At 65.4% G+C, this 23,666-nt stretch carries 18 protein-coding genes and 1 pseudogene; 11 read left to right on the forward strand and 8 right to left on the reverse strand.

The genetic code is table 11. From position 1 onward, the window contains the following. Positions 1-22: 22 nt before the first annotated feature. The 3 genes from AAHS21_RS01260 to AAHS21_RS01270 all read right to left on the reverse strand — a co-directional run bounded on the left by AAHS21_RS01260 (position 23) and on the right by AAHS21_RS01270 (position 3,098). Positions 23-538 carry a nitroreductase family protein gene (locus AAHS21_RS01260; protein WP_342925917.1) on the reverse strand — a complete coding sequence of 172 codons (516 nt, stop codon included), beginning with the start codon at positions 536-538 and terminating at the stop codon, positions 23-25. 58 nt (positions 539-596) lie between these two features. Then, a complete protein-coding gene (locus AAHS21_RS01265) occupies positions 597-2,009 on the reverse strand; it encodes a CehA/McbA family metallohydrolase (RefSeq protein WP_342925918.1) in 1,413 nt (470 codons plus the stop codon). 141 nt (positions 2,010-2,150) lie between these two features. Continuing rightward, positions 2,151-3,098 (reverse strand): class I SAM-dependent methyltransferase, encoded by a 948-nt coding sequence (locus tag AAHS21_RS01270; RefSeq protein WP_342925919.1) that lies wholly within the window; start codon positions 3,096-3,098, stop codon positions 2,151-2,153. 204 nt (positions 3,099-3,302) lie between these two features. Here AAHS21_RS01270 and AAHS21_RS01275 point away from each other — a divergent pair, with 204 nt between their 5' ends. After that, on the forward strand, positions 3,303-5,678 hold the full coding sequence (locus AAHS21_RS01275; RefSeq protein WP_342925920.1) for a flippase-like domain-containing protein: 2,376 nt from the start codon (positions 3,303-3,305) through the stop codon (positions 5,676-5,678). An 8-nt stretch (positions 5,679-5,686) separates the two neighbouring features. On the opposite strand, the gene AAHS21_RS01280 is transcribed toward AAHS21_RS01275, so the two are convergent. Then, on the reverse strand, positions 5,687-8,323 hold the full coding sequence (locus tag AAHS21_RS01280; RefSeq protein WP_342925921.1) for a GH92 family glycosyl hydrolase: 2,637 nt from the start codon (positions 8,321-8,323) through the stop codon (positions 5,687-5,689). Positions 8,324-8,600: 277 nt separating this feature from the next. On the opposite strand from AAHS21_RS01280, the gene AAHS21_RS01285 reads away from it, so the two are divergent. Next, positions 8,601-9,191 carry a hypothetical protein gene (locus AAHS21_RS01285; protein WP_342925922.1) on the forward strand — a complete coding sequence of 197 codons (591 nt, stop codon included), beginning with the start codon at positions 8,601-8,603 and terminating at the stop codon, positions 9,189-9,191. 22 nt (positions 9,192-9,213) lie between these two features. Next, entirely contained in the window at positions 9,214-9,702 is a 489-nt protein-coding gene (locus AAHS21_RS01290) for a hypothetical protein (RefSeq protein ID WP_342925923.1), read from the forward strand. Between the two features lie 65 nt (positions 9,703-9,767). On the opposite strand, the gene AAHS21_RS01295 is transcribed toward AAHS21_RS01290, so the two are convergent. After that, positions 9,768-10,856, reverse strand: coding sequence for a galactokinase (locus tag AAHS21_RS01295; RefSeq protein ID WP_342925924.1), 1,089 nt, complete (start codon positions 10,854-10,856; stop codon positions 9,768-9,770). Further along, positions 10,853-11,965 carry a galactose-1-phosphate uridylyltransferase gene (gene galT, locus AAHS21_RS01300; RefSeq protein WP_342926526.1) on the reverse strand — a complete coding sequence of 371 codons (1,113 nt, stop codon included), beginning with the start codon at positions 11,963-11,965 and terminating at the stop codon, positions 10,853-10,855. The genes AAHS21_RS01295 and galT overlap by 4 nt, the downstream gene beginning before the upstream one ends. Positions 11,966-12,099: 134 nt before the next feature. On the opposite strand from galT, the gene AAHS21_RS01305 reads away from it, so the two are divergent. The 5 genes from AAHS21_RS01305 to AAHS21_RS01325 all read left to right on the forward strand — a co-directional run bounded on the left by AAHS21_RS01305 (position 12,100) and on the right by AAHS21_RS01325 (position 19,525). After that, positions 12,100-14,322, forward strand: coding sequence for an FUSC family protein (locus AAHS21_RS01305; protein WP_342926527.1), 2,223 nt, complete (start codon positions 12,100-12,102; stop codon positions 14,320-14,322). Positions 14,323-14,506: 184 nt separating this feature from the next. Then, a complete protein-coding gene (locus AAHS21_RS01310; protein WP_342926528.1) occupies positions 14,507-15,739 on the forward strand; it encodes a cytochrome P450 in 1,233 nt (410 codons plus the stop codon). A gap of 115 nt (positions 15,740-15,854) precedes the next feature. Next, positions 15,855-17,090, forward strand: a complete 1,236-nt coding sequence (locus tag AAHS21_RS01315) for a cytochrome P450 (protein ID WP_342925925.1) — start codon at positions 15,855-15,857, stop codon at positions 17,088-17,090. A 66-nt stretch (positions 17,091-17,156) separates the two neighbouring features. Continuing rightward, complete coding sequence (locus AAHS21_RS01320; protein ID WP_342926529.1) at positions 17,157-18,101, forward strand: DUF1214 domain-containing protein; 945 nt, start codon at positions 17,157-17,159, stop codon at positions 18,099-18,101. Between the two features lie 92 nt (positions 18,102-18,193). Then, positions 18,194-19,525, forward strand: coding sequence for a hypothetical protein (locus AAHS21_RS01325; protein WP_342925926.1), 1,332 nt, complete (start codon positions 18,194-18,196; stop codon positions 19,523-19,525). On the opposite strand, the pseudogene AAHS21_RS01330 reads toward AAHS21_RS01325, so the two are convergent. Both AAHS21_RS01330 and AAHS21_RS01335 read right to left on the reverse strand, forming a co-directional pair. Next, positions 19,522-19,815 (reverse strand): annotated as a pseudogene (locus AAHS21_RS01330) (TetR/AcrR family transcriptional regulator); the annotation flags it as partial. The gene AAHS21_RS01325 and the pseudogene AAHS21_RS01330 overlap by 4 nt on opposite strands. Before the next feature lie 81 nt (positions 19,816-19,896). Next, positions 19,897-20,760 (reverse strand): FkbM family methyltransferase, encoded by an 864-nt coding sequence (locus tag AAHS21_RS01335; protein WP_342925927.1) that lies wholly within the window; start codon positions 20,758-20,760, stop codon positions 19,897-19,899. A gap of 466 nt (positions 20,761-21,226) precedes the next feature. On the opposite strand from AAHS21_RS01335, the gene AAHS21_RS01340 reads away from it, so the two are divergent. The 3 genes from AAHS21_RS01340 to AAHS21_RS01350 all read left to right on the forward strand — a co-directional run bounded on the left by AAHS21_RS01340 (position 21,227) and on the right by AAHS21_RS01350 (position 23,586). After that, on the forward strand, positions 21,227-21,817 hold the full coding sequence (locus AAHS21_RS01340) for a TetR family transcriptional regulator C-terminal domain-containing protein (protein WP_342925928.1): 591 nt from the start codon (positions 21,227-21,229) through the stop codon (positions 21,815-21,817). 71 nt (positions 21,818-21,888) lie between these two features. Further along, positions 21,889-22,626, forward strand: coding sequence for a cysteine hydrolase (locus AAHS21_RS01345; RefSeq protein WP_342925929.1), 738 nt, complete (start codon positions 21,889-21,891; stop codon positions 22,624-22,626). 15 nt (positions 22,627-22,641) lie between these two features. Beyond that, entirely contained in the window at positions 22,642-23,586 is a 945-nt protein-coding gene (locus AAHS21_RS01350) for an aldo/keto reductase (RefSeq protein WP_342925930.1), read from the forward strand. Positions 23,587-23,666 lie beyond the last annotated feature (80 nt).

Genomic DNA, 23,666 nt, shown 5'->3' on the forward strand with positions numbered 1-23,666 from the left:
TCCGCTGCCACGATGCCCGCCCTCACCAGCGTCCGCGGTGGACGACTTCGTCGAACGGGCGCCGGTCCGGCTTGCGGATCGGAGCAATCGGACGATCGGCCGGATATCCGACGCCGAGCATGAAAGCCACCAGATAGTCGTCCGGAACGCCCAGGATCGAGCGCGCCTTCTCCTGGTCCCCCACCGACGAATGGCCGGTGCCGATGCCCAGGTCGGTGGCCGCGATCATCATCGCCATCGTCGCCTGGCCGACGTCGTAGTTGTCGGTCACCAGCCGACGCTCGTCCGGCGGCACCGGAACCACCAGCACGATCGCGGCCGGGGCCGACGCGATATGACCGGCACCGCGCCAGACCGTGGACAGCTCCTTCAGCTGCACCGGGTCGGTGACGATCACAAAGTCCCACGGTTGGCGATTTTTCGCCGACGGTGCCCGCCATCCGGCCTCGACGATCCTATTCAGGTCGTCGTCCGGCACCGGTTGCGGTTGGTACTGGCGGACATTGCGTCGCGCACAGATCGCGTCCCAGGTTTCCATCTCGTTCCTCTCCTCAGCGCGCGCCGATGCCGCGAATGCCGCTGTGCTTGGCCTCTTCTCAGGCTAGCCACACCGGATTCGTCAAGGCGACCATCGCGCCGAGCCGGCCCCGCCGCCCGTCGCGGACTTCGAGCCGGGCAAAACGCGCGGACGCGGCGTCGAGCTCCCACTGCAGCCTGCTCCCCGCCGAGGCTACCGGCGCCCGGCCGGCGCAGCCCGCCGCGGTGATCAGGGCGGCGGTGGTGCCGGGAGCGCCACTGATGACCGCGGTGACCGTGACCGCGTCACCGGCCGGCACCCGCAACCGCTGCCCGGGCCCGGCCACGTCGCCGCTCGGACCGGACGCGGTCAGCTCGCATGCGACATCGCGTGATCCCGCGATGTACGAGCGGCCCCGGCGCAGCCCGTCGATGATCGCCGTCATCGACAGTTCGTCGGCGTGCACGGCGGTCTGCGGGGCGCCGACCACTTGCCGTTTGGCGTGCGAGTCGCTACCACCGACGGCGACGATGCGTCGGCCCTGTCGCAAGAGCCGTTGCCAAATACGCAGGGAGACTTCATCATCGACGTTCCAGCGGCCGTTCCACACCTCTAGCGCGTCCACGTCGGCGAAGCCGAATTCCCACGCCGAGCCCGGCAGTGGCGCGGCGGGATGAGCGGCGACCACCAAGCCGCCGGCCTGGCGCACCTCGGCCGCGAAGCGGCCGAACACCCCATCGCTCGGCCCGTATCGCCAGTCGACCCAACCGCCCGGGGGCAGGCCCGCTGCGAGCCAGTGTCCATGGCGTGTGGTGACCTCAACGCCGGGAATGACCAACAGCGATCCGGTGCGGCAGGTGGGCCATACCCGGTTGGCCGAATTGGTGTTGTGCTCGGTGGAGACGATGAAATCGAGCCCGCCGGCGTGCGCGGCCGACACCAGTTCAGCGGGATCGCGCTCGCCGTCGGAGTGCTCGGTGTGCAGATGCAGATCACCCCGGTACCAGCGCGCTCCGACGGAGGCGGGTGTGAACGCCGTCGATGTGCTCTGCGTCGCCGGCGGCCCGACCGGCGGCTGATAGTCCAAGGCGACCCTCACCTGCCAGGCCATCCCCCACGGGCTGAGGACCACCGGGCCCAGCGCCACCGCCCACTCGCCCGGTTCGATCGGACCTGCCAGGTACCCGGGCGTGGCATAGGCGCTGGAGATCATGAACTCCTCGCGAGCCCCGCCCGACCAGCCCCGGAATCCGGCGGCATTGCCCAATTCGTGGCCCGCGGCCCCAAACATTCCCAGGTCCAACACATTTCGCGCCGGCCCGCCGATGCCGGAGTCATGCGAGGTGGTCACCCGAATTTGTTGCACACCCGGTGGTACCTCGAACGGCAGATAGGCCCAGCGGTAGATACCAAACCCAAACCGTCCCGAAAAGGCTATTTCGATTGCCTTGCCCGCGATGATGGCATCGGGTGCGACCTTGGCAATGCTCATGGCTTCTCCTGTCGGCGCGTGGCCTTCCGACCGATTCCAACGAAGGCGTCGGACCCGCCCACAGCATTCGCCATGAAGGTCTAACCAGCCGTTACATCGACACGAACAACCGCTGTAGGGCTGATGAGATCGCGCCGCGAATCACGCCCCCGAGCGCTGCGCGGCCACGAACAGGTTCCCGGGCACGTCGTTCTCGACCTCTGGCGCCGGCCGGCGGCCATAGCCGGCCATCAGGTCCAGCGACGGCGTCACCGTGACGTCCCAGCCGTGGCGGCCGAACCACTGGCCCACGTCTTCGCGCTCCTCGAAATACCACAGTTCGTCGGTGGTAGGGACCTGGCGCTGCGGGTCGACTTTCGCGAACACCTCGCGGACGCGGTCCATCCGTGCCCGCCGGCGCGTCCGGGCTTCGGGATCGAGAAACTTCGGCCCCAACGCCTCCACGCCTACCCGGCTGCCCGGGACGGTCAGCGCCTGCACGCGTTCGAACAAAAGCTCCTGGGCCGCGGCCGGCAGATAGGGCATCAGCCCCTCGGCCGACCAGACGCTCGGCCTCGATGCGTCAAAACCGGCCTCCCGCAACGCCGTCGGCCAATCCTGGCGCAAGTCCACCGGGACCGCGACCCGGTTGCAGGCGGGCTCGGCCCCGTGCTCGGCCAACGTCGACGCCTTGAAGTCCAGCACTTTGGGCTGGTCGAGTTCGTAGACCGTGATGCCGTCCGGCCACGGCAACCGCCAGGACCGCGAGTCCAGGCCGGCCGCCAGGATCACGGCCTGGGAAATGCCCGCCGTGGTGGCATCGACGAAGAACGCATCGAAAAAGGCAGTCCGGGAGGCCATGTAGCCGACCATCGCCTTCATTTGCTGAGCCAGATTGGGTTCGGTTTCGCGCAGCTCGTCGGGTAACTGGGCAGCGGAGTACCAGTTCCACACCCCGTCGCCGGCCGCGTCGAGGAACACCCGCGCGAACGGGTCGCGGATCAGCGGGTCGTCGCTCTCGGTCTCCGCCGCACGGGACGCCGCGACGCCCAGCGCCGTCGCCCCCACGCTCTCGGTGATCTCCCAGCTGTCGTTATCGGTCCTGGCCACGCTCACGTCCTCCCGGTTGAATCCCGCCTTCGGCGACCCTACGCGAGCAAGCTGTCCGCAGGCTGTGCCCGGCTTGGCCGCCCGCTACCGTTTACCTGCAGGTGAACAAGCTTTCCGTCAGGTTCATGCACGCTTGCCCGAAGGTATCCGGTTAAGTTGTCGGCGGGCGGCTAACGGCGTGGCCCCGATCCGAAGGATCCTGACATGCGAGTTGACGGGCGCGACATCAGCGTCTCTGGCAGCTTGCTGCAACCGGTCAATCGGCGCACCAATGACATTCTGCGGCTGATCCTGGCCACCGCTTTTCTCGCAACGGTGATCACTGGTTCGCTGGTCACCCGCAGCCGCTGGATTCTGCTGGAGAAATCCATCTCGCGGATCGTCGGGGTCTTGTCGCCTACCCAGGCCGATGTGGTTTACCTGCTGTACGGATTCGCGATTTTGGCGCTGCCGTTCATGATCCTGATTGGCCTGGTCGTCGCCCGCCAATGGAAGCTGTTGGGCGCCTACGGGGCTGCCGCGATTCTGGCGGCACTGCCGTTGTCGATCAGCAGCAACCGTCTCGCCGCACCCCGGTGGCACTTCGATGTCTCGGATCGGCTGAGTACGCTGCCGGCGCAGTTCCTCGACGATCCGCGCTGGATCGCGATGCTGGCCGCGGTGCTGACGGTTTCCGGTCCCTGGCTGCCCGCGCGCTGGCGGCACTGGTGGTGGGCGCTGCTGCTCGCGTTCGTCCCGATTCACCTGTTGATCAGCGCGATCGTGCCGGCCCGATCCCTGGTGGGGCTGGCGGTGGGATGGTTCGTCGGAGCGCTGGTGGTGCTGGCCGTCGGAACGCCGGCGCTGGAAGTCCCGCTGGCGGCCGCGGTGCGAGCGATGGCCAAGCGCGGGTTCGTCGTGTCGCGGTTGATGGTGGTCCGCCCCGCCGGGCCGGGTCCGCTGGTGCTGTCGACCGATTCCGGGGATCCGGACTCGACGGCGGCAATCGAGTTGTACGGCCCGCACCAGCGCAGCGGCGGCGCACTGCGCGAGCTGTGGCGCAAGCTGCGGCTGCGCGACGCGGAGACCGCGCCCTTCCAAGCCTCGATGAGCCGCGCCGTCGAGCATCGCGCGTTGATGGCCATCGCGATCGGCGAAGCAGGCGTGGCGAACACGTCGACGATCGCCTTCGCGGCCCTGGACCGGGGCTGGACGTTGTACGCGCACAAGCCCGTTCGGGGGATCGCACTCGACGAATGCACCAAGACCACGCCGGTGTCGCGGGTATGGGAATCGCTGCGAAAATTGCACGATTATCAGATCTCGCACGGCGACCTGCGCTGCCACGAGATCACGGTCGAGGACGGCAAGGTGCTGTTCGGCGGGTTCGGCAACGCCGAATACGGTGCCACCGACGCACAGCTGCAGTCCGATCTGGCACAGCTTCTGGTGACGACGACGGCGCTCTACGACGCGAAGTCGGCGGTGCGCGCGGCGATCGACACCTTCGGTAAGGACGCCATCTTGACCGCGTCACGTCGGCTCACCAAATCCGCCGTGCCCAAACGCGTGCGCAAGTCGGTCGGCGATGCGTCCGCCGTCATCTCGGCCGCCCGCGCCGAAGTCAAGTCCCAGACCGGTGCGGATCAGATCAAGAAGGAAACCATCACCCGGTTCACCCGGAGCCAGGTCATCCAGTTGGTCCTGCTCGGCGCGCTGGTCTATGTCGCATACCCCTTCATCAGCACCGTGCCGACGTTCTTTTCCGAACTGCGAACGGCGAACTGGTGGTGGGCGCTGCTGGGGCTGCTCATCTCGGCGTCGACGTACGTGGGTGCGGCAGCGGCCTTGTGGGCGTGCACGGACGGCACGGTGAACTTCTGGAAGCTGTCCATCGCTCAGGTGGCCAACACCTTTGCCGCGACCACCACCCCGGCCGGGGTGGGCGGCCTGGCGCTGAGCACCCGGATCTTGCAGAAGGGTGGCCTTTCCGTGATGCGGGCCACCGCCGCGGTGGCATTGCAGCAATCGGTGCAGGTGATCATGCACCTGGTGTTGCTGATCTTGTTCAGCACCGTGGCGGGCGCGTCGATGGACCTTTCGCATTTCGTTCCGGATGCCACGGTGCTCTATCTGCTCGCGGGTGTGGCGCTGGGGATCATCGGGACGTTCTTGTTCGTGCCCAAACTCCGCAGCTGGCTATCGACGGCGGTGCGCCCGCGGCTGCAGGAGGTGGCCGAGGATCTCGTCGAGCTGGTCCGTGAACCTCGGAGGCTCTCGCTGATCGTAATCGGTTGTGCGGGAACAACTCTCGGCGCAGCACTGGCGCTGTGGACCAGCGTGCAGGCCTTCGGCGGCGGCGCGACGTTCGTCACCTGCACCGTCGTGACGATGGTCGGCGGCACGCTCGCCTCAGCCGCCCCGACACCCGGCGGTGTGGGCGCCGTCGAGGCGGCCCTGATCGGTGGGCTGGCGGCCTTCGGGGTACCGGCCGCCGTCGGGGTCCCGTCGGTGCTGCTGTACCGGGTGCTGACCTGCTGGGTACCGGTGTTCATCGGCTGGCCGGTGATGCGCTGGCTCGCCGACAACGACATGGTGTAGGGACACGCTCAGAATTCGTCGCTTTCGGAACGCACCATCACGAGCACCGTTGCCCGCCGGACACTTTCGCCCACGATGGCGGTGAGGTAAACGAAGTGATAGCCCTCGGGCACCGATCGCGCCACCGCGATGGGGACGGTAACCGCCGATGACCCGTCTGCGGCGAACTGACCCGACACCGGTGTCGTGGTGATCCCATCGGTAGTGGAGACCCCGGCGAGGCGGTAGCCGCCGACATCGTCGACCATTCGTTGGGCGTCGACGTTGACGCCGGCCGTCCCTCCGGGTGCAATCGTGACGACAGGACGCGGCGCGCTCAGAGTCATCGCCGAACTGCCCACGCCGAACGACGGTGGCGCCGAGTCGTTATCGACACCCCAATCCATGTCCGGGTGGACGGCCAACGAGAACACCAGATCGCCGCCGGTACGGACGATCGAATCGGGAACAAAGGTGCGGTCGGTGGGCTTGCCGTCGACGGTCAGGCTGCTGATGTATTTCAGGTGGTTGGGTCCGGACGCCCCCGGCGCGGATATCCGGATGGAATTGCCTGCCGGAAGCCTGATTACGATGCGATCGAACAGCGGGGCGTTGAGCGTGAGGGTCGGCGTACCGGGAGTCTCCGGATACAGGCCGAGCGCTGCCCAGACATACCAGCTGGACAGCGCCCCCAGGTCGTCGTTGCCGGGCGCACCGTCCGGTGTGGGCCCGAACAGCCCGCGCACCCGGTCGACGGTGAGCTGAGTCTTCCACGGCTGACCGAGGTAGTTGTAGAGCCACGGCACCCCGAAGCCCGGCTCATTGCCGACCCACAGGTAAGGCTCATTGGGCCCCTCGTTGAGTTTCCTGGTGAAGCGGTCGAGCCGGCTGGCCACTGTCTGGCGACCGCCCAGCGCCGTCACCAGGCCGGCCACGTTGTGCGGTACCCACCAGAGGTATTGCTCAGCGTTGCCCTCGTCGTACCCGATCTGACCGAAAGCTGAAGGAGAATCTACGAATCCGGGACCTTCGCTGAAGAAGCCCATCTGGTTGCGGGGAGAAACGTAACGGGTGGTCGGATTGAAGAGGTTCTGCCAGTACTGGGACCGATTCTGGAATTGGGCCGCGATGGGAGCATCGCCGAGCGAGTCTGCGAATCGGGAGATGGCGAAGTCATCGACCGACCATTCGAGCGTGATGGACGCGTCGGCGATCCACCCGTCGGTGTGAAACTCGTAGGTGAACGGCGCATAACCGAGCTGGCGGTAGGTGGAGATGCCCGGTCGTTCCACGTAGCCGTTGAGACCGATGCCGCCGTTAATCGCCGCATTCACCATGTAGCGCAACGCCGTTCGAGTATCGAAGTCTTTGGCGCCATAGGTGTACAGATTGACGATGAGCGGCACCACGTTGTCTCCACTCATCTCACCAGTTGCCGCGTTCGCGAAGGACCAGCGTGGCAGCGATCCGCTTTGTTCGGCGTCGTTGACGAGTGACTGCGCCATGTCGCTGGCTTGCTTGGGAAAGAGCAGTCCCTGCAGGGGCGCCAGGCTGCGGTAGGTGTCCCAGTCGGAGAAGTTCGCATACTGGGTGTGCCCCGCGGCGACCTGATGGATCGAACCGTCGAATCCGATGTAGCGCCCGTCCGCGTCATTGAAGGTGTTGGGATGCAACAGAGATCGGTAGAGCGAGGTATAGAACGTGTCGATGTTGGCGGTATTGCGGCCGGCCACGGCAATACACGACAACGCCGCGTTCCACTGCGAGCTTGCCCCGGCACGTACCTCGTCGAAACTCGCCGCTGCGTCGGCGGCCAGGTTGGCGCGCGCCCCGTCGATGCCGACGTAGGAGATCGCGGTGCGGACCTGCACCGCCGATCCGGCCGGGAACTCGACGTAACCTCCGCTAAACGGTGAAACCGCAGCGCGCAAACCCGGGTAGACCGCATACCCGTCCCAGGTGCCGTAGGAGGTGAACGGCTGGCTGAACTTCATCGCGAAATACACTGTGTACGTGTTGTTCTTGCCACAGAATCCACCGCTGGTCGCCCATCCGGTGATGGTGGTGTTGTCTTCTCCGATTTGGATGGCCGCGCGGGAATTGCCGGCCAACGAGGCACCGGAGCGTACGTGGAACACGGCCGGCCGTCCGTTGTGCGGGTAGCTGAATCGACCCACGCCGGTGCGGGTGGTGGCGGTAAGTTCCGCCTTCACTTCGGTATCGGGAAATCGCACCGTGTAGTAACCCGGCTCGCCCCGCTCCGTGTCATCGTGGGCGATCCGCTCCCAGGCGTTCCACGGTTGCGAGTAGGGGCGCGTGGTGGTCGGCAACATTGAGATATCGCCGAATGCCGCACAGCCCACCGATGCGTGGGTCATGCTGAACCCCGTCGAGCGCGGATTGTGGTAGTTGTAGCCGGCGTAGTTGTCGACGGTGTCCGGCGAATACTGCACCATCCCGAAGGGCACGGACGCGCCGGGAAAGTCGTTGATCTCTCCCACCGTCTCGCCACCGGTGCCCGTTCCGATAAGCGTGTCGACATGCTCAACCGGATTCGCGACGAACGCCGGTTCACCGTCGTAGGCGATGGGCGGGGCGGCCGCGACAAAAGTCATGAAGACAGCCGTCACCGCAACGAGTGCGATGAGGATCCTTCGCGACTTCATAGCTGTCTCTTACTGCATAACCCTGCCTTCGCGTAGATCTTTTGCAAATGCCGGCCGGCGCGACGCCGAGCGCAGACCAATCCGTCGCCGACGACCGAGCCCCTAGAGTGGGGCGATGCCACGACGCCGGCTCGCCATCGCCGTAGCCGCAGCGCTGCTCGCGTGCGGCTGCCATAGCGCGAAGCCGGGCCCGAGCAGCCCCGGCGCCAGCGCGACCCCGCGTCCCAATCCCCTCTGCGGCGAGGTACACGGGGCATGGGACGGAAAACAATGCAAAGTGAGCAGAGACGTCAACGGCGCGCACCTCGAGGTGACCGCCGCGTACCCCGTCGATCTCGTCGACAACCCACCGACCGGCCCGGTGCTGACACCGTTCATCCGGAAATTCTTCGCCGACTACGGCGAAACGGATGCCAACGGGAAGGGCGACGCCAACCTGCGCGCGCAGGTTCTCACGCACGCGGGAATGACGAGAACGGTGGTATTCCAGTCAGATTGGTACTTCAGCAGCATGCCCCACCCCAGTGCCGCGATCACCACGTTCACCTTCGACGCGAAACGTCAGCTGCAACTTGCCGACCTGCTCTGTCCCGGGACGGATCCACTGACGGCGATCCCGCCCATCGCGCATCCCTATGTGCAGCAGGCGCTGGATGGGTTGCCGTTGCAGGTTGAGCAGTTCGAACCCGACCACCCCGAGGGCGCACTGGTCGACGGCTACCAGGCCTGGGCATTGGACGGCGAAGACCTCATCCTCTACATGCCGGCCGAGCGCGGCCCCGGCGGGATTTCACCCGGTGCCGTCGCGCCCCACATTCCGCTGGCCCAGCTCGCCCCGATCCTGCGCGGAAAAGGCTGCTCAACGTAGCGATTGGCCTTACGGTGTGTGCATGGCAGAAGAGCCGTACGCGATCGATGCCGGGCATCCGCCCTCGTTCCTGCTCAAACTCATCAACCCGATGCTGGGTTTTCTGCTGCGCACCCCGCTGGCCGGCCCGGCCCGCAAGCAGCTGATGGTGCTGAGCTTCACCGGCCGAAAGACCGGTCGCCCCTTCACCCTTCCGGTGAGCGCGCATGTCATCGACAACGATCTGTATGCGCTGACCGGTGCGCCGTGGAAGCAGAACTTCCGCGGCGGTGCACCCGCCCAGGTGGTCTACGACGGCAAGTCGACCGCGATGAACGGCGAGCTGATCCGGGACCGCGCGATCGTCTCCGATCTCTACCGGCGCTGCGCCGAGGCGTATGGCCTGCGGCGTGCGCAAACGATGATCGGGCTGAAGTTCCGCGACCAGCGGATCCCGACGCTCGAGGAGTTCGGCGAGGCGGTCGACCGCATGCACCTCGGCGCGGTCAAGCTGACCCCGGTTCAGTCCTGACTTCGCGTGTGCAACGACGGCGTCGAGTGTGCACCAGGGGCGCCCAGCACGCACACTCGAGGCCCTCAGCTAACGCCGGCTCCCGCGGCCGCGCGGGTTCGGGTGATCGCCGGTAGCTGGAAACCGGCGTCCGACACCGCCTGTCGCACCGCGTCGCCGATCGCCTCAGCATGGTCGGTCGGCACCAACGCGATCACGCAGCCCCCGAACCCGCCGCCGGTCATCCGGGCACCCAGGGCACCCGCGCGCACCGCGGCGTCGGCGATCAGATCCAGGTGCCCGGTGGTGATTTCGAAATCGTCGCGCATCGACGCGTGTGACTCGGTCATCAGCCGGCCCGCCGCGATGAAATCCGAATCACCCAGCGCGGCAACGAAATCAAGAACTCGCCGGTTCTCCGTCAGCACATGACGAGCCCGACGCACGTCGAGGGGATCGCTTACCCCGGCCAGCACCGCGGGCCCACGGTCTTGGACCTCGCGCAGTGACGACACCGCGAGCTCGGCGGCCGCCCGCTCGCACGACGCGCGCCGAGCCGCATATTCACCGCCGGCATGCCGATGCCGCGCCCGGGAGTCGATCAGGAGAAGTGCGACACCGCGGGCATCGGGGTCGAATGCCACCGTCTCAACGGTGACATCGCGAAAGTCGATCAGCAGCGCGCTCGACGGTTCCCCGAACACCGCGGACAGTTGATCGAGCAAACCCGTTGGGGCGCCGACATATTCATTCTCAGCTCGCTGAGCCAGCCGGGCTTGGTCTTTTCTGTCGAGCGCGACGCCGGCGACCGAGGTGATCGCGCCCAGTACCGCGCACTCCAGGGCCGCCGACGACGACAGGCCCGACCCCATCTCCACGTCGCTGGTGATCGACATCGCCCCACCCGGCACCGGATGGCCCGCCTGGCCCAGCGCCCACATCACCCCGGCCACGTAACTCGCCCAGCCGCCCAGATCGCCGGGGGCCGTGGTCAGCGGAATACGCACCGCGGCGTCGGCGCGGTCGCTGGTCACGGTGATCGCGTCACCGCCGTCAGGAGTAAAGGTCACCGTGGTGCGCCGCGGAAGTGCGATCGGCAGCGCGAATCCGAGGTTGTAGTCGGTGTGCTCCCCGATCAGATTGATCCGGCCGGGTGCCGCGTACCGGACCGTCATACGAGTTCACGCAGACGCTCGGCCACGCTTTCGGGCATGACGTCGCCGATGAACGCGCCCATCGCCGACTCGGAGGCCGCCAGATACTTGAGCTTGGTCGCGCTGCGCCTGATCGACATCAACTCGACGTGGAAGTAGCCGTCCGCCTGTGCCTCGGTTTCGGCGTACTGATGCAGTGCCGAAATATAAGGCAGCGGAGCCGAATACATCCGGTCGAACCGTCCGAGGACGTCGAGGTACAGCCGCGCGAATCCGTCGAGCTCGTCGTCGGTCAAGTCGAGCAGGTTGCGCACGAACCGGTTCGGGTAAATGTGCACCTCCACCGGCCAGCGCGCCGCGAACGGTACGAACGCCGTGAACAGCTCGGTGCGGGCGACGACGCGGCTGCCGTCGGCGACCTCATGCCCGAGTAGGGCGGCAAAGAGGTTGTCGCCGTGACGCTTTCGATGCTCTCGTGCCTGCTGCAGCATCGTGGCGGTGCGCGGCGTCAGATACGGGTAGCCGTAGATCTGCCCATGCGGGTGGCTCAGCGTGACCCCGATTTCCTCGCCACGATTCTCGAAGCAGAAGACCTGCTCGATACCCGGGGTGGCCAACATATCGGCGGTGCGGTGCCGCCAGGCGTCGATCACCAGCCGAGCGTGCGCCGGCGGTAGCTGGGCGAACGAACCGGTGTGGTCACTGGAAAAACAGATCACCTCGGTGCGGCCGTGGCCGGGTGCGCAGACGAAGCCGTCGCCGGCGGGTGCACCCAGCGGCCGGCCGGCGCCGGACAGGCTGGGGAACCGGTTCTCGAAGACGACGACGTCGTAGTCCGGCGCGGGCACCTCGCTGGTCAGTCCGGTGGGACCCGGACACAGCGGGCACTGGTCGGCGGGCGGCTTGTAGGTGCGGTCTTGTCGCAGCGCGGCGATGATCACCCACTGCCCGGTCGAGCGGTCGAACCGCAACTGCGACTGGTCTGGGTTGCGCTGCGGCAAGGGTCTGCGGTCGGCCACCGGCTCCGGCGGGTGCCCCGGCAATGCGAAGAACAACAGGTCACGGCCGTCGGCCAGTTTCGCCCGCGTCGGCGCTGTCACGAGTTCGAAGACTAGCCTGGTCGCAAGCAGTCACGCAGTTGACGCGGCAAATGGGGCGAGCAGCAGAGAGGCGGTAACGGGTGTCGGGTGGGCGCGAGGGCCACGAGCGTGGTCTCGGCGATACCCGAAATCTCGACGCTGCCAGCGGGCTGCGCGCAGCCACGATGGAGCACTACGAGCGAGCGCGAAACTGGTGGATCGGCTCCGATCCTGGGCTGTTGCGACTGCGGATGGCGTCGCGCACGACGGCCGCGCTGGCCTGCTCGCTGGGGATGCTTTTCGTGCTGACTCGGGCGACGGGGCAGCCGCTGACCGTCGCGTTGCTGGGCGTCGTCATCACGATGATCGCGGCCCGATCCGTCAACGAACCGGACCCGCGCCAGCAGCGCATCACGATGGCGCTGCTGCCAGTGCCCGCCGCCCTGTCCATCACCGCCGCCGCGGTGCTCGCGCCATACCCGGTGGCCGCCGACGTCGTGTTCGTGGCGGTCGTCTTCGCCGCGGTCTACGTCCGCCGCTTCGGACCTCGCGGCCGAGCACTCGGCATGGTCGCGTTCATGGCCTTTTTCTTCACTTTGTATCTGCGAGCAAGCCTTTCAGAGTTGCCGTGGATGATCGGCGCCGTCGTGGTGGGAACGGTGTGTACGTTCGTGATGAGCACCTACGTCATGCCCGATCGGCCAGAACGCGTGCTGCGCGCCACAATTCGGGCGCTGCGTGCTCGGATGGCCATCCTGGTCGACACCACCGCCGAGGTGGTTCGGACCGGCCGGCTCGACGAACGCCGACGACGCCACATGCGGGCCCGCACAATTCGGCTCAACGAGACCGCGCTGATGGTGCAGAGCCAGATTGAGGATAAAGCCGATCCCGCCGTCCTGTGGCCGGGAGTGACCAGCCAGCAGCTGGCGCCGTGGTTGTTCGACGCCGAACTCGCCATCGAATGGGTCGCCAATGCCGGGCGGACCGTGACAGCGGTCGCCGCGGAAAATCCGGCCGCCATCCCGGAGGGCACCCGCCTCGAACTGGTCGGGGCGCTGAACGAACTCGCGCGAGCGATCCGGATTCCCGCGCCCGGCGGTCTGCAGGAGGCCGCGAAACACGCTCAACGGATCCTCGACCAGCAGCCCGGGCCCACCGCCGACGACGATGCCGGCGAATTTGCGGTGCGCCGCCTTGCGCTGGCAATCATCAACGCCGCCAACGCAACTGCCGAAGTCCGCGCAATCGTCGAGCACGCCACCACTGGCGCGGTGGCCGGCCCCGGCAGCACCGAGCCGCCCGAACCCGAAGACGACGCGAACGACGACGACGCCGGCACAGCCGACAGCGGACTGTCGCAGACCACCCGGCAAGCCATTCAGGTGACGATCGCCGCGTCATTGGCCATCATCACCGGCGAGTTGGTTTCGCCGGCCCGATGGTTCTGGGCAGTGATCGCGGCGTTCGTGATCTTCGCCGGCACCAACTCCTGGGGCGAAACCCTGACCAAGGGCTGGCAGCGGCTGTTCGGCACCTTGCTCGGCGTGCCCTGCGGCATGCTGGCAGCCACGGTGTTCGCCGGCGACAAGACCGCATCGCTGGCCGCGATCTTCGTCTGTCTGTTCTGCGCCTTCTATTTCATGACGGTCACCTACAGCCTGATGACCTTCTGGATCACCACGATGCTGGCGCTGCTGTACGGCTTGATGGGCCAATTCTCTTTCGGCGTACTGATGTTGCGAATCGAAGAGACCGCGATCGGCGCGGTGATCGGCGTCGCGGTGGCGATCCTGGTGCTGCCGACCAACACCAGAACCGCGATCCGCGACGAAACTCGGACCTTCCTGCAGGCGTTGAACTCGCTGATCGAGATCTCCACCGCGACGATGTTCGGTGAGGACGAGGCCGTCAGCCCGACCGAGCAAGCACGCCAGCTGGACCGCAACCTGCAGCAGTTCCGGGTCACCGCCAAGCCGCTGTTGGCCGGGGTGGCCGGCCTTGCCGGGCGCCGCAGCATTCGGCGTGGCCTGCGCATCTTCAGCGCGTGCGACCGCTATGGGCGACGCCTTGCGCGCAGCAGCGAGCGCTACCAGGACCCCGTTGGATCGCAGCGGCTCGCGGACGCCTTCACCGCCGCCGCCGATCAGACCCGGCACAACATCGACGCGCTGATCGCTCTCGTCGACGGGGCAACCGCGGTGACGGTCAACTCGACGACCGATGCGCTTGACGCCGCCGAGGCACTGGCCCGCCACCAAGACGGCGAGGACGGGCCGCATCCCGACACCCGGCGCTTCCTCACCGCGGTGCACGCGCTTCGCCAGATCGAACGCGCCATCATCACCGCCGCGACCAACCTCGGCGCCCACGACACCCCGAAGCTGTCCAGCTCGACGACGAGCTGAGCCGGGACCTGGCGCCCCATGCGCGGAGTTGCGAGTCTCTCGCCACACCAGGAAGGCGCAAGCGCCTGAACATCTCCGGCGACCCGCACCGGGGAATAGCCGACATTCGCCGCCGATATGTATGCCCAGGATCGGGTGAGCGCTAGCATCTCCTCACAGCTCGTGATTCCCGAGGAGCACATTCATCGCCAGTGTCAACCTGCCGCCGGGGTTCGACTTCACCGATCCCGACATCTACGCCCACCGGTTACCGGTGCAGGAGTTGGCGGAACTGCGCCGTGCGGCGCCGATCTGGTGGAATGAGCAGCCGCTCGATCGGGGTGGGTTCTCCGACGGCGGCTACTGGGTGGTGACCAAGCACCGCGACATCCGCGAGGTGTCGCTGCGCACTGACGTGTTTTCGTCGGCGTCGAAATCCATCGTGCCGCGCTACCGGGAAGACCAGGCGCAGGGGCAGATAGAAGCCGGCCGCGCGTCGATGATCATGATGGACGATCCCGAACACAGCCGGCTGCGAAAGATCGTGGCGCGCGGCTTCACCCCGCGGGCCGTCGAGCGGCTGCGCACGGACCTCAATGAGCGGGCGCGGCAGATCGCCCAGCAGGCCAAGGCACAAGATTCGGGCGACTTTGTGTTGCAGGTGGCCTGCGAGTTGCCGCTGCACGCCATCGCTGGGTTGCTCGGAGTGCCGGCCGAGGACCGCGGCAAGCTATTCGACTGGTCCAACAAGATGATCGGCAGCGACGACCCGGAGTTCGCCGATTACGACGCCCTCACCTCGGCGGGCGAATTGATGTGGTATGCAATGCAATTGGCGGCCCGTAAGACGGAGAACCCGGGCGACGACATCGTCACGGCGCTGGTGGCTGCCGGCGCCGACGGGGATGGGCTTTCCGACGCGGAGTTCGGCATGTTCGTGGTCACGCTGGGAATCGCGGGCAACGAGACCACTCGTAATTCGATCACCCAGGGGATGATGGGTTTCACCGACCACCCCGACCAGTGGGAGCTGTTCAAGGCGCAGCGACCCAAGACCGCGGCTGACGAGATCATCCGGTGGGCCACCCCTATCACCGCATTTCAGCGCGCCGCGCTGACCGACACCGAGCTCGGCGGTATCGCGATCAAGAAGGGTCAGCGGGTGGTGATGTTCTACCGCTCCGCCAATTTCGACGAAGAAGTCTTCGAGGACCCCTACGCGTTCAACGTCTTACGCAGCCCGAACCCACATTTGGGATTCGGTGGTACCGGCGCGCACTACTGCATCGGCGCCAACCTGGCCCGCATGACGATCGACATCATGTTCAACGCGATCGCCGACCACATGCCCGATCTGGTCTCCGCGGGAGAGCCGCAGCGGCTGCGGTCACCGTTCATCAACGGCATCAAACACTGGCAGGTCGACTACACGCGTTGAGCCCGAAGGCCTCGAGTGCCATGCGCCTCGTTGACACTCGTTCGACGTGGCCATACATTATTCGGAAGTTGTCCGCGAGCTGCGTGCACCGCGGATTCCGGCTAAGGAGACCGCCATGGTCGTCGGTACCGCTGCCCCAAGTGTTTTCGATGCTGACCTCCCCACGCTGAGCTACGACGCCGCGGAAACTCCCGCGGATGTCTACCCGCGCATCGAAGCGGTCCAGCAACAAAGCCCCATCGCGATCGGACCGTTCGGACCCGAGGTGCTCTCGTACCAACTCGTGCGCACCGTCCTTCGCGACACCCGGTTCCAGATCCCGCCCGGCATCAATCTGCTGGTCCAGGGCATCACGTCGGGCCCGTTGTGGGACAAGGTGGTCAACAGCCTGCTGTGCCTGGAAGGCGCCGAGCACCATCGGCTGCGGAGTCTGACGTCCAAGGCGTTCACCCCCAAAGCGACCCTTCGCCTGCACGACACGATGGCGGATTTGATGAACGAACTCGTCGATCAGGTCGCCGGCGCGAGGCGCTGCGACGTGGTCACCGATATCGCCCGCCCCTACCCCGTCCCGATCATCTGCGCGCTACTCGGTGCGCCACGTGAGGATTGGCAACAGTTTTCACGGTGGGCCGACGAGATCTTCAAGGCCTTCACTTTTAGTGCCGACATTCGCGAACTCGAGCCCGGCGTCATGCGCGCGTGGGCCGAGCTCGACGACTACGTCGACGACATGGTGGCCCGGCGCCGGCACAGCCTGACCGACGACCTGCTGTCCGACCTCATCCGCGCCGAGGACGACGGCGATCGCCTCAACGCCGCCGAACTGCGCATGCTTGCCGGAGGTCTGTTGTTGGCGGGGACGGACACCACCCGCAACCAGGTGGGCGCCTCGGTGCAAGTCCTCTGCGAGCACCCTGAGCAGTGGAACTTGCTCAAGCAGAATCCCGAGTTGGCCATGCGCGCGGTCGAGGAGACCATGCGCCACTCACCGATCGCCTGCGGGACTCTGCGTCTGGTAGTAGAGGACGCCGAACTCGACGGCTATCTTTTCCCGGCCGGCACCATGGTGTTGGTGAATACCGCTGCGGCCAACCGCGATCCCGATGTGTACGACGCCCCGAACCGCGTCGACATCACCCGCGAGGGAGCACCGCCCATCCTCACCTTCGGCGGCGGAGTTCACTACTGCCTGGGTGCCAACCTGGCCCGCCGCGAACTCGCCGAAGCGCTGACCGTGCTCAGCCAGCGGATGGCCAACCCACGCATCACAGGTCCGGTGCCGTGGAAGCCGATGGTGAGTTTGAGCGGGCCGACGAGCGTGCCGATCGAGTTCGACATCCAGCGATAGTCAGCACTGCGCTGCGCGCGTAGGGTCCGAATGGTGGCAGAACGGACGGCACCCGACGGGGCGGCGATACTAGTCTCACCGGACAACTTCGCCAGGGCCGAAAGCGACTTGTACTTCGGCAATATCGTCAGCGGCGGCGGGTTCGGAAAATTCATGCACATCCGGGAGCTGACGCCGCTGGACAACCAACTGGTGGTGCGGGCCAACCGTGACACCTTGTACTCCGCGGGTATCTTCGACCTCGACGCCGCGCCGGTGACGATCGTGCTGCCCGACCCCGCCGGCCGATTCATGTCGATGCAGGTCATCACCGAGGATCACTATGTACCCGCCGTGTTCTACGGGCAGGGCGAACACACCCTCACCCGCGACGACATCGGCACGCGATATGTCGCCGTGGTGATCCGCACTCTCGTCGATCCCAACGACGACGCCGACCTCGACGAGGTCCACCGGCTGCAAGATGCGGTCGCGGTGCACCAGCAGGCCAGCGGCACCTTCGAGATTCCGCACTGGGATCCGGTCAGCCAACAGGCGGTTCGCGAGGCTCTGGTTGCGCTGTCGGCGACGTTGCCCGACTCCCACCGGATGTTCGGCACCCAAAACGCCACCGACCCGGTGCGCCACCTGGCCGGTTCGGCCTCGGCGTGGGGCGGCAATCCGGAAAAAGATGCGATCTATTTCAGCTTCCATCCCGCCGAAAATGACGGCGCCACCGTTTACCGGCTGACCGTGGGCGAGGTGCCGGTGGACGGGTTCTGGTCGGTCACCGTCTACAACAAAGACGGCTACTTCACCCCGAACCCGCTCAACGCCTATTCGCTGAACAACATCACCGCGCGACGCGACGACAGCGGCGCGATCACCATCCAATTCGGCGGTTGCGATACCGCCACAGCCAACTGCCTGCCGATCACCGCGGGCTGGAACTACCTGGTCCGGCTCTACCGGCCGCAACAGAGGATCCTCGACGGGCAGTGGACATTCCCCGAGGCCCAACCGGTTTCGTGATTGCGCGATTGTGAGAAAGAGCGCCACGAGTCGCGGCCCTAGCGAACCCGCCTTACGCTCCTTGGTTACACGAAGTTAACGGGGGTTCACTGATGCGTGGGTTCAAGGGCCGAAGTGTGCCCAGACACCGCCTGCTCGGGACGGCAATCTGCCTCCTCGTTGCCTCGTGTTCGGAGACGGCGTCCCCACCAGCCGCAACGCCGACGACCTCGACTGCAACTTCGACGACCTCCACCAGCTCGGCCCCACCACCGCCGCCGATCACCGGCCCGCTGGAGAAAGACTGGAAAAGTTACGGCGGAACGGCTTACTTCGGCTGTCCCGAGGAATTCTCGGTCAGCAAATCCGCACTCGACGACATTCGCCCCAAAATATTCGATACCAAATCAGGACAGTACGTAGCGCCGTCCCTGCCGACGATCCCCGCCGGCGAAAACGTCACCGGCGCCATCTGCGCGCTTTCGGGCACCGCGGACGACATGAAAGTCATCTATGTGGTGACCACCGTCAAACCGGCGCAGGCGCCGGCACCCGAGGTCACCAAGACCACCGCCTACAGCTTCGACTTCAAGACCGGAAAGTCGGCCGCGACGAAAGAACTGCAACCACCCACTCCCGAATTGAAATTGAGTGAACCGAAGCAATGGCGGCTTGGCGCAACGACATCCGGCGCCGCATGGCTCAACGCCTTCACCGACGGGCATGCGACCGCGTCGCCGCCACGAACCGTCATTCTTTCCGGCACCGACCTGGCCATGCCGTGGAACGACCCCGAACCCGGTCGAGTCTGGCCGGATGTCTTGTCGTTTCAACGAAACACCCCACCCGGCAAGGCCGCTGGGGCGCAACTGCGCCGTCCGTCGGGAGAACCGATCTATCAGGACAACGATGCAGTAACCGTGGATGCCGAATTATCCGATGGGCCAGACAAATTGGTGAAGATCACTCATCGTGACTCCCCGGCCGCGGTGTCGACCATGTTCTTCGACCTGAATTCCAAAGCCATCATCAAGGTCGGCGACGCCGACCGGCTCTCCGGCGGCGGATTGACAGCGACGTTGTCGGACGGACAGCTCTTCGTCGACGGCCGGGATTCGGCCGATTCGCAGTTCGGCTTCGGAGTGTGGAACCTGCGCACCCAGCACTGGGACCTGCTGAAGAACCGAGACGAGGCCAAGAAGATGCCGATCGCCAAGATGGCGTTCTTCGGCAACCACCTCTACATCTCGAACATCGGCGGAACGTATTCGGTGCTGGCCCTGCCCGCTCCGGACCCGGTCGCGACCAACTGGTCCATCCGGCCGTTCGAACGGATATCGGGATGGACGCTGGTCTGCCGCGGCGAGACCACGGCGGGTGGAGAGTGCAAGGAAATCGTCATGGTGCAAGACCAGGAAGGCCATTACCCCGGCCCTTGGTTCTAGCTCTCCGGCCGGCCCTTCTCGTAGGCCGCGGTCAACCAGTACACCGCACGCTCCAGTCCGGGGACGATCTCGGTGACATCGATTTCGCCCTGGGTGAATCGGGCGAGGAAGCCGTATACGACGCCGGTGAGAATCAGTTCGAGGTCGCTGGCGAAACTCTGATCAGCTTGTGCCAGAACAGCTCTGGCGACGGGCACCACCGCGGCAACGCCGCGTTCGATGAGTCGCTCGCCACCGGGTCCGGACCTCGCGCGAAAGTAGGATTTCAGCATCTGCGGGTGCTGGCCGAAAGCGAATCATGAGCAGGCTCGCGTCCGCCGTTGCGTGTGCACTGAAGGCAACGGAGCAGTGCGCGCTCGTCCTGAGCGAAATCAACCGGCGGACAACAGGTTCAAATAGCCCTGCGGGGCCCCGGCCTCGACCGCCTTCCGGCGCTCCAGCAGCTGTAAACAGCGCAGCGCGAGATCGAACGATCGATAACAGTAGTGCGCGATCAGGGCGAGATGCTTGAGTTGTTCGTCACTCATCTTCTCCGCATGGATGAAGTCCCGCACGTAGACCATGTCGGCTTCCAGGAGTTGGTTGATGGGCTGGCGCGGATCCACACACGGCGAAATCGGCCACAGCTTGATCTCGCGGAAACCGTGCGGAATAAATCCCTGGCCGCGTAGCTCGGAGTCGATATCGCCCAGCGTTGGCTGGTCCTTGTACAGCGTCACGAATGGAATCTCGGTTTGTATCGCGACCGTCTCGGCGAGTCTCGCTGTGCCGCCGCGAAATACCGCGAGTTCGCTTCCTTGAACGTCTATTTTCAGAAAGTCGATGTGTTCAATCTCAGATATGTCATCGAGCTTGTGCGCTTGCACGGGTACCCGCTCGACCACTCGCCCCGGCAGCTTGAGGTACTCGAACACGTCCAGCGACGCCGGGTCCGGTTCGAGCAGGCTCGTCATTCCGGATCCGTGACACACGTTGAGCGTATGCGCTTTGCCATCGCCCACGGCATAGGGCAGATACCGCTCCGGCAAGCCTTCGCGGCTCTGCAACGTTCGTAGCGGATCGCCCTGCGGCTCGAATCCCGTTACCCGACATAGTCTCGCGGCCAGCATCGACGTATAGGGCGGCTCGGAATCGATCGGATTCGCACCGACGTCGACGATCTCAGTAATGCGTTGTGGGACAACAAGATTCCAGAAATCCGCAATCTTGCTGGTGCCATCCGGAACGTCTGCCATAACCACGAAATCAAGTATTCGGCATTTCGCCGCGCGCCGTCTAGGCCACGACGAACACCGAAATGGCCCGGCCGCATTCGCTGCACTATGTATCAAATATGTTTCGGTTGAGCTGCAGTAGTGTCGCCCTGCGTTTACGGTTGTAAAACTCTCGGCGCGCCAAGGCGCCGCAACAATGGCGGCCCGGTAATTTTGATTGAGGTCGCCCACCGTTGGACGATTCCCCCGCTCCGCTGGATGGAGGACGCCAATGTACAAACGTGAAACCGAAGAATGCCGAAAGTGCCGGGGCCAAGCCGACGCGCTGGTCTGGTATCAGTACTCCTCACGGGGGAACACGGTCGGACGCGTCATCTACCGGATGCGCTGCCGCAGTGGCTGCTCAGGCTTGGTGGTCGACGGGCCCGGCGCCCGCTGCTAGCACCGTCGCCAAAAGATAGGTGACCGGTCGGCTAATATTGGTGGCATGCCGCGGCCGCCGAACCCCGACGTGCGCCGCCGCCTGCTTGCGGCAGGACTCGAACTCGTACATGCGCGCGGTTTCGCCGCCAGCGGCGTCAAGGACATCACCGATGCGGCCGGCGTACCGAAGGGCTCTTTCTACGCGTACTTTCCGAGCAAAGAAGCCTTCGCCGCGACAATACTCGACCACTACTGGTCCGACATAGAAACGCGGCTGCTGCCGATTCTCAACGGAGAAGGATTGGCCCAGCAACGCATTACCCGGTTCTTTCATGCCCTCGCCGACGAACATGAATCGGGCGAATTCCTGCTTGGCTGCCTGGTCGGCAACTTGTCGCTCGAACTTGCCGGGTCCAGCGAACCGGTACGCGCCGAACTCGCCCGCATTCTGCAGCGCTGGGATACGGCCTTGACCGCGTGCGTGCGTTCCGGCCAGGACGGCACCGGCGACATCCGACCCGACCTCGACGCGGCCGAACTCGCTTCCCTGCTGATCGAATCTTGGGAGGGCGCGGCCCTGCGCGGGAAGGTGACCCGCAGCCGCGCCCCGTATCAGCGGTTCGAGACGATCACCGTGCCCGCGCTCCTGCGCTGATTTCAGCGTTCTATTTCCTTCTGGAAGACAGGTCTTGATTTATAGACGACTGGTCATTTATTATCGGAAACATGACGCCCACGTCCGGGTACGACGAGCTTCGCAATCCGGGGTTACCGAGCTCGAACTTCGAGTTCGATCCTCGGCATGCCGCCCTCGTCGTCACCGATCCGCAGATCGATTTCTTGAGCCCCCAAGGGGCTTCGTGGTCGGTGTTCGGTGCCAGCGTCCGCGACCACAACACCGTCGCGCACATCGGCGAACTATTCGACGCGGCGAAGCTTGCGGGCATCACCGTCGCGGTGTCGCCGCACTACTTTTATCCCACCGACAGCCAATGGCGGTTTGGTGATCCGCTCGAACAGTTCATGGCCAACGCCGGCATGTTCGAGCGCCGGGGCGCCTACACCACCGACGGCTTCGACGGCTCCGGGGCCGATTTCCTGCCCGAGTATCTGCAGCACATTCACGACGGGCAGACCGTCATTGCGTCACCTCACAAGATCGTCGGCCCGGAGTCGAACGACCTTGTGCTCCAATTGCGCAAGCGGGGAGTCGGCCAGGTCGTCTTGGCGGGAATGGCCGCCAACCTCTGCGTCGAAGGCCACCTGCGTGAACTGATCGAGCAGGGCTTCGAGGTCGTCGTCGTCAAGGACGCCACGGCCGGCCCACGCCTGCCCGAAGGCGACGGCTATCTGGCCGCACTCGTGAACTTCCGATTCCTCGCCAGCGCCGTGTGGACCACCGCCGAGGCGGTCGTCCAGCTGAAGAAAACCATTGGCGCCAAGCCTCTTTCGCGTCAACTTTAAAGGAAGGCGATCGACATGAAGACAATCGAGAAGCTGTACCAACACAAATTCGCGTTGCACAACGGCGCCGAAATCCCGGCGCTGGGGTTCGGCACTTCCCTATCCGATCGCAGCCAAACACGCGATGCCGTCAAGACCGCGGTCGAGGTCGGGTTCCGCCACCTCGACGCCGCCGAACGGTATCGCAACGAAGCGGAGGTCGGGGCGGCGCTCAAAGAGTTGTTCGCGCAGGGAACGGTCCAGCGCGAAGAACTCTTCGTGACCACCAAACTGTGGAACAACAACCACCGACCCGAACGGGTCAAGCCCGCGCTGCAAGCCAGCTTGAACAGACTCGGGCTCGACGCTGTCGATCTTTACCTGGTGCACACGCCTTTTGCGTTCCGGCCGGGCGACGACCAAGATCCCCGCGACGTGCACGGTGCTGTCATCTATGACGACGGTGTCACGTTGGAAGAGACGTGGGCAGCGATGGAAGGACTTGTCGACGAAGGGCTTACCGGCGCGATCGGGCTGTCCGACGTCGGCGTCGAGGACACCCGAAGGATCGTCAACGCCGCACGGATCAAGCCCGCGGTCGTCGAGGTGGAGTCGCATCCCTATCACCCGCAATGGGAACTGCACGAGCGGTGCAAGTCCGACGGCATCATCCTGCTGGCCTTCGCGTCGCTGGGGCATGCGCTGGAACCGCGCCTGCTCGATGACCCGCTGATCGTCGACATGGCGCGGCGTTACGGCAAGACTCCTGCACAAGTGTTGCTGGCCTGGGGAATTCAGCGCGGTAGTGCCGTCCTGACCTCGTCCGTCAACCCCCGGCGCATCAGCGAGAACTTCGAGGTGTCGGCATTGCCCGAGTACGCGGTCCGCGAGATCAACGAGCGTCTCGACACTCGCTACCGGTTCAATTCGGTTGCGGATGCGGGAGTACCGGGATTCGCCGAAGTGCCGACGGGCAGCTGAGCCGCCGGACCCGACCGCCGCAGCCCTTCCGCGCGTTGAAATTACGGTGTAATTATTATGTGATTTAACGTACAGACGGG

This window comes from Mycobacterium sp. 050272, assembly GCF_039023525.1.
Taxonomy (GTDB): Bacteria; Actinomycetota; Actinomycetes; order Mycobacteriales; family Mycobacteriaceae; genus Mycobacterium.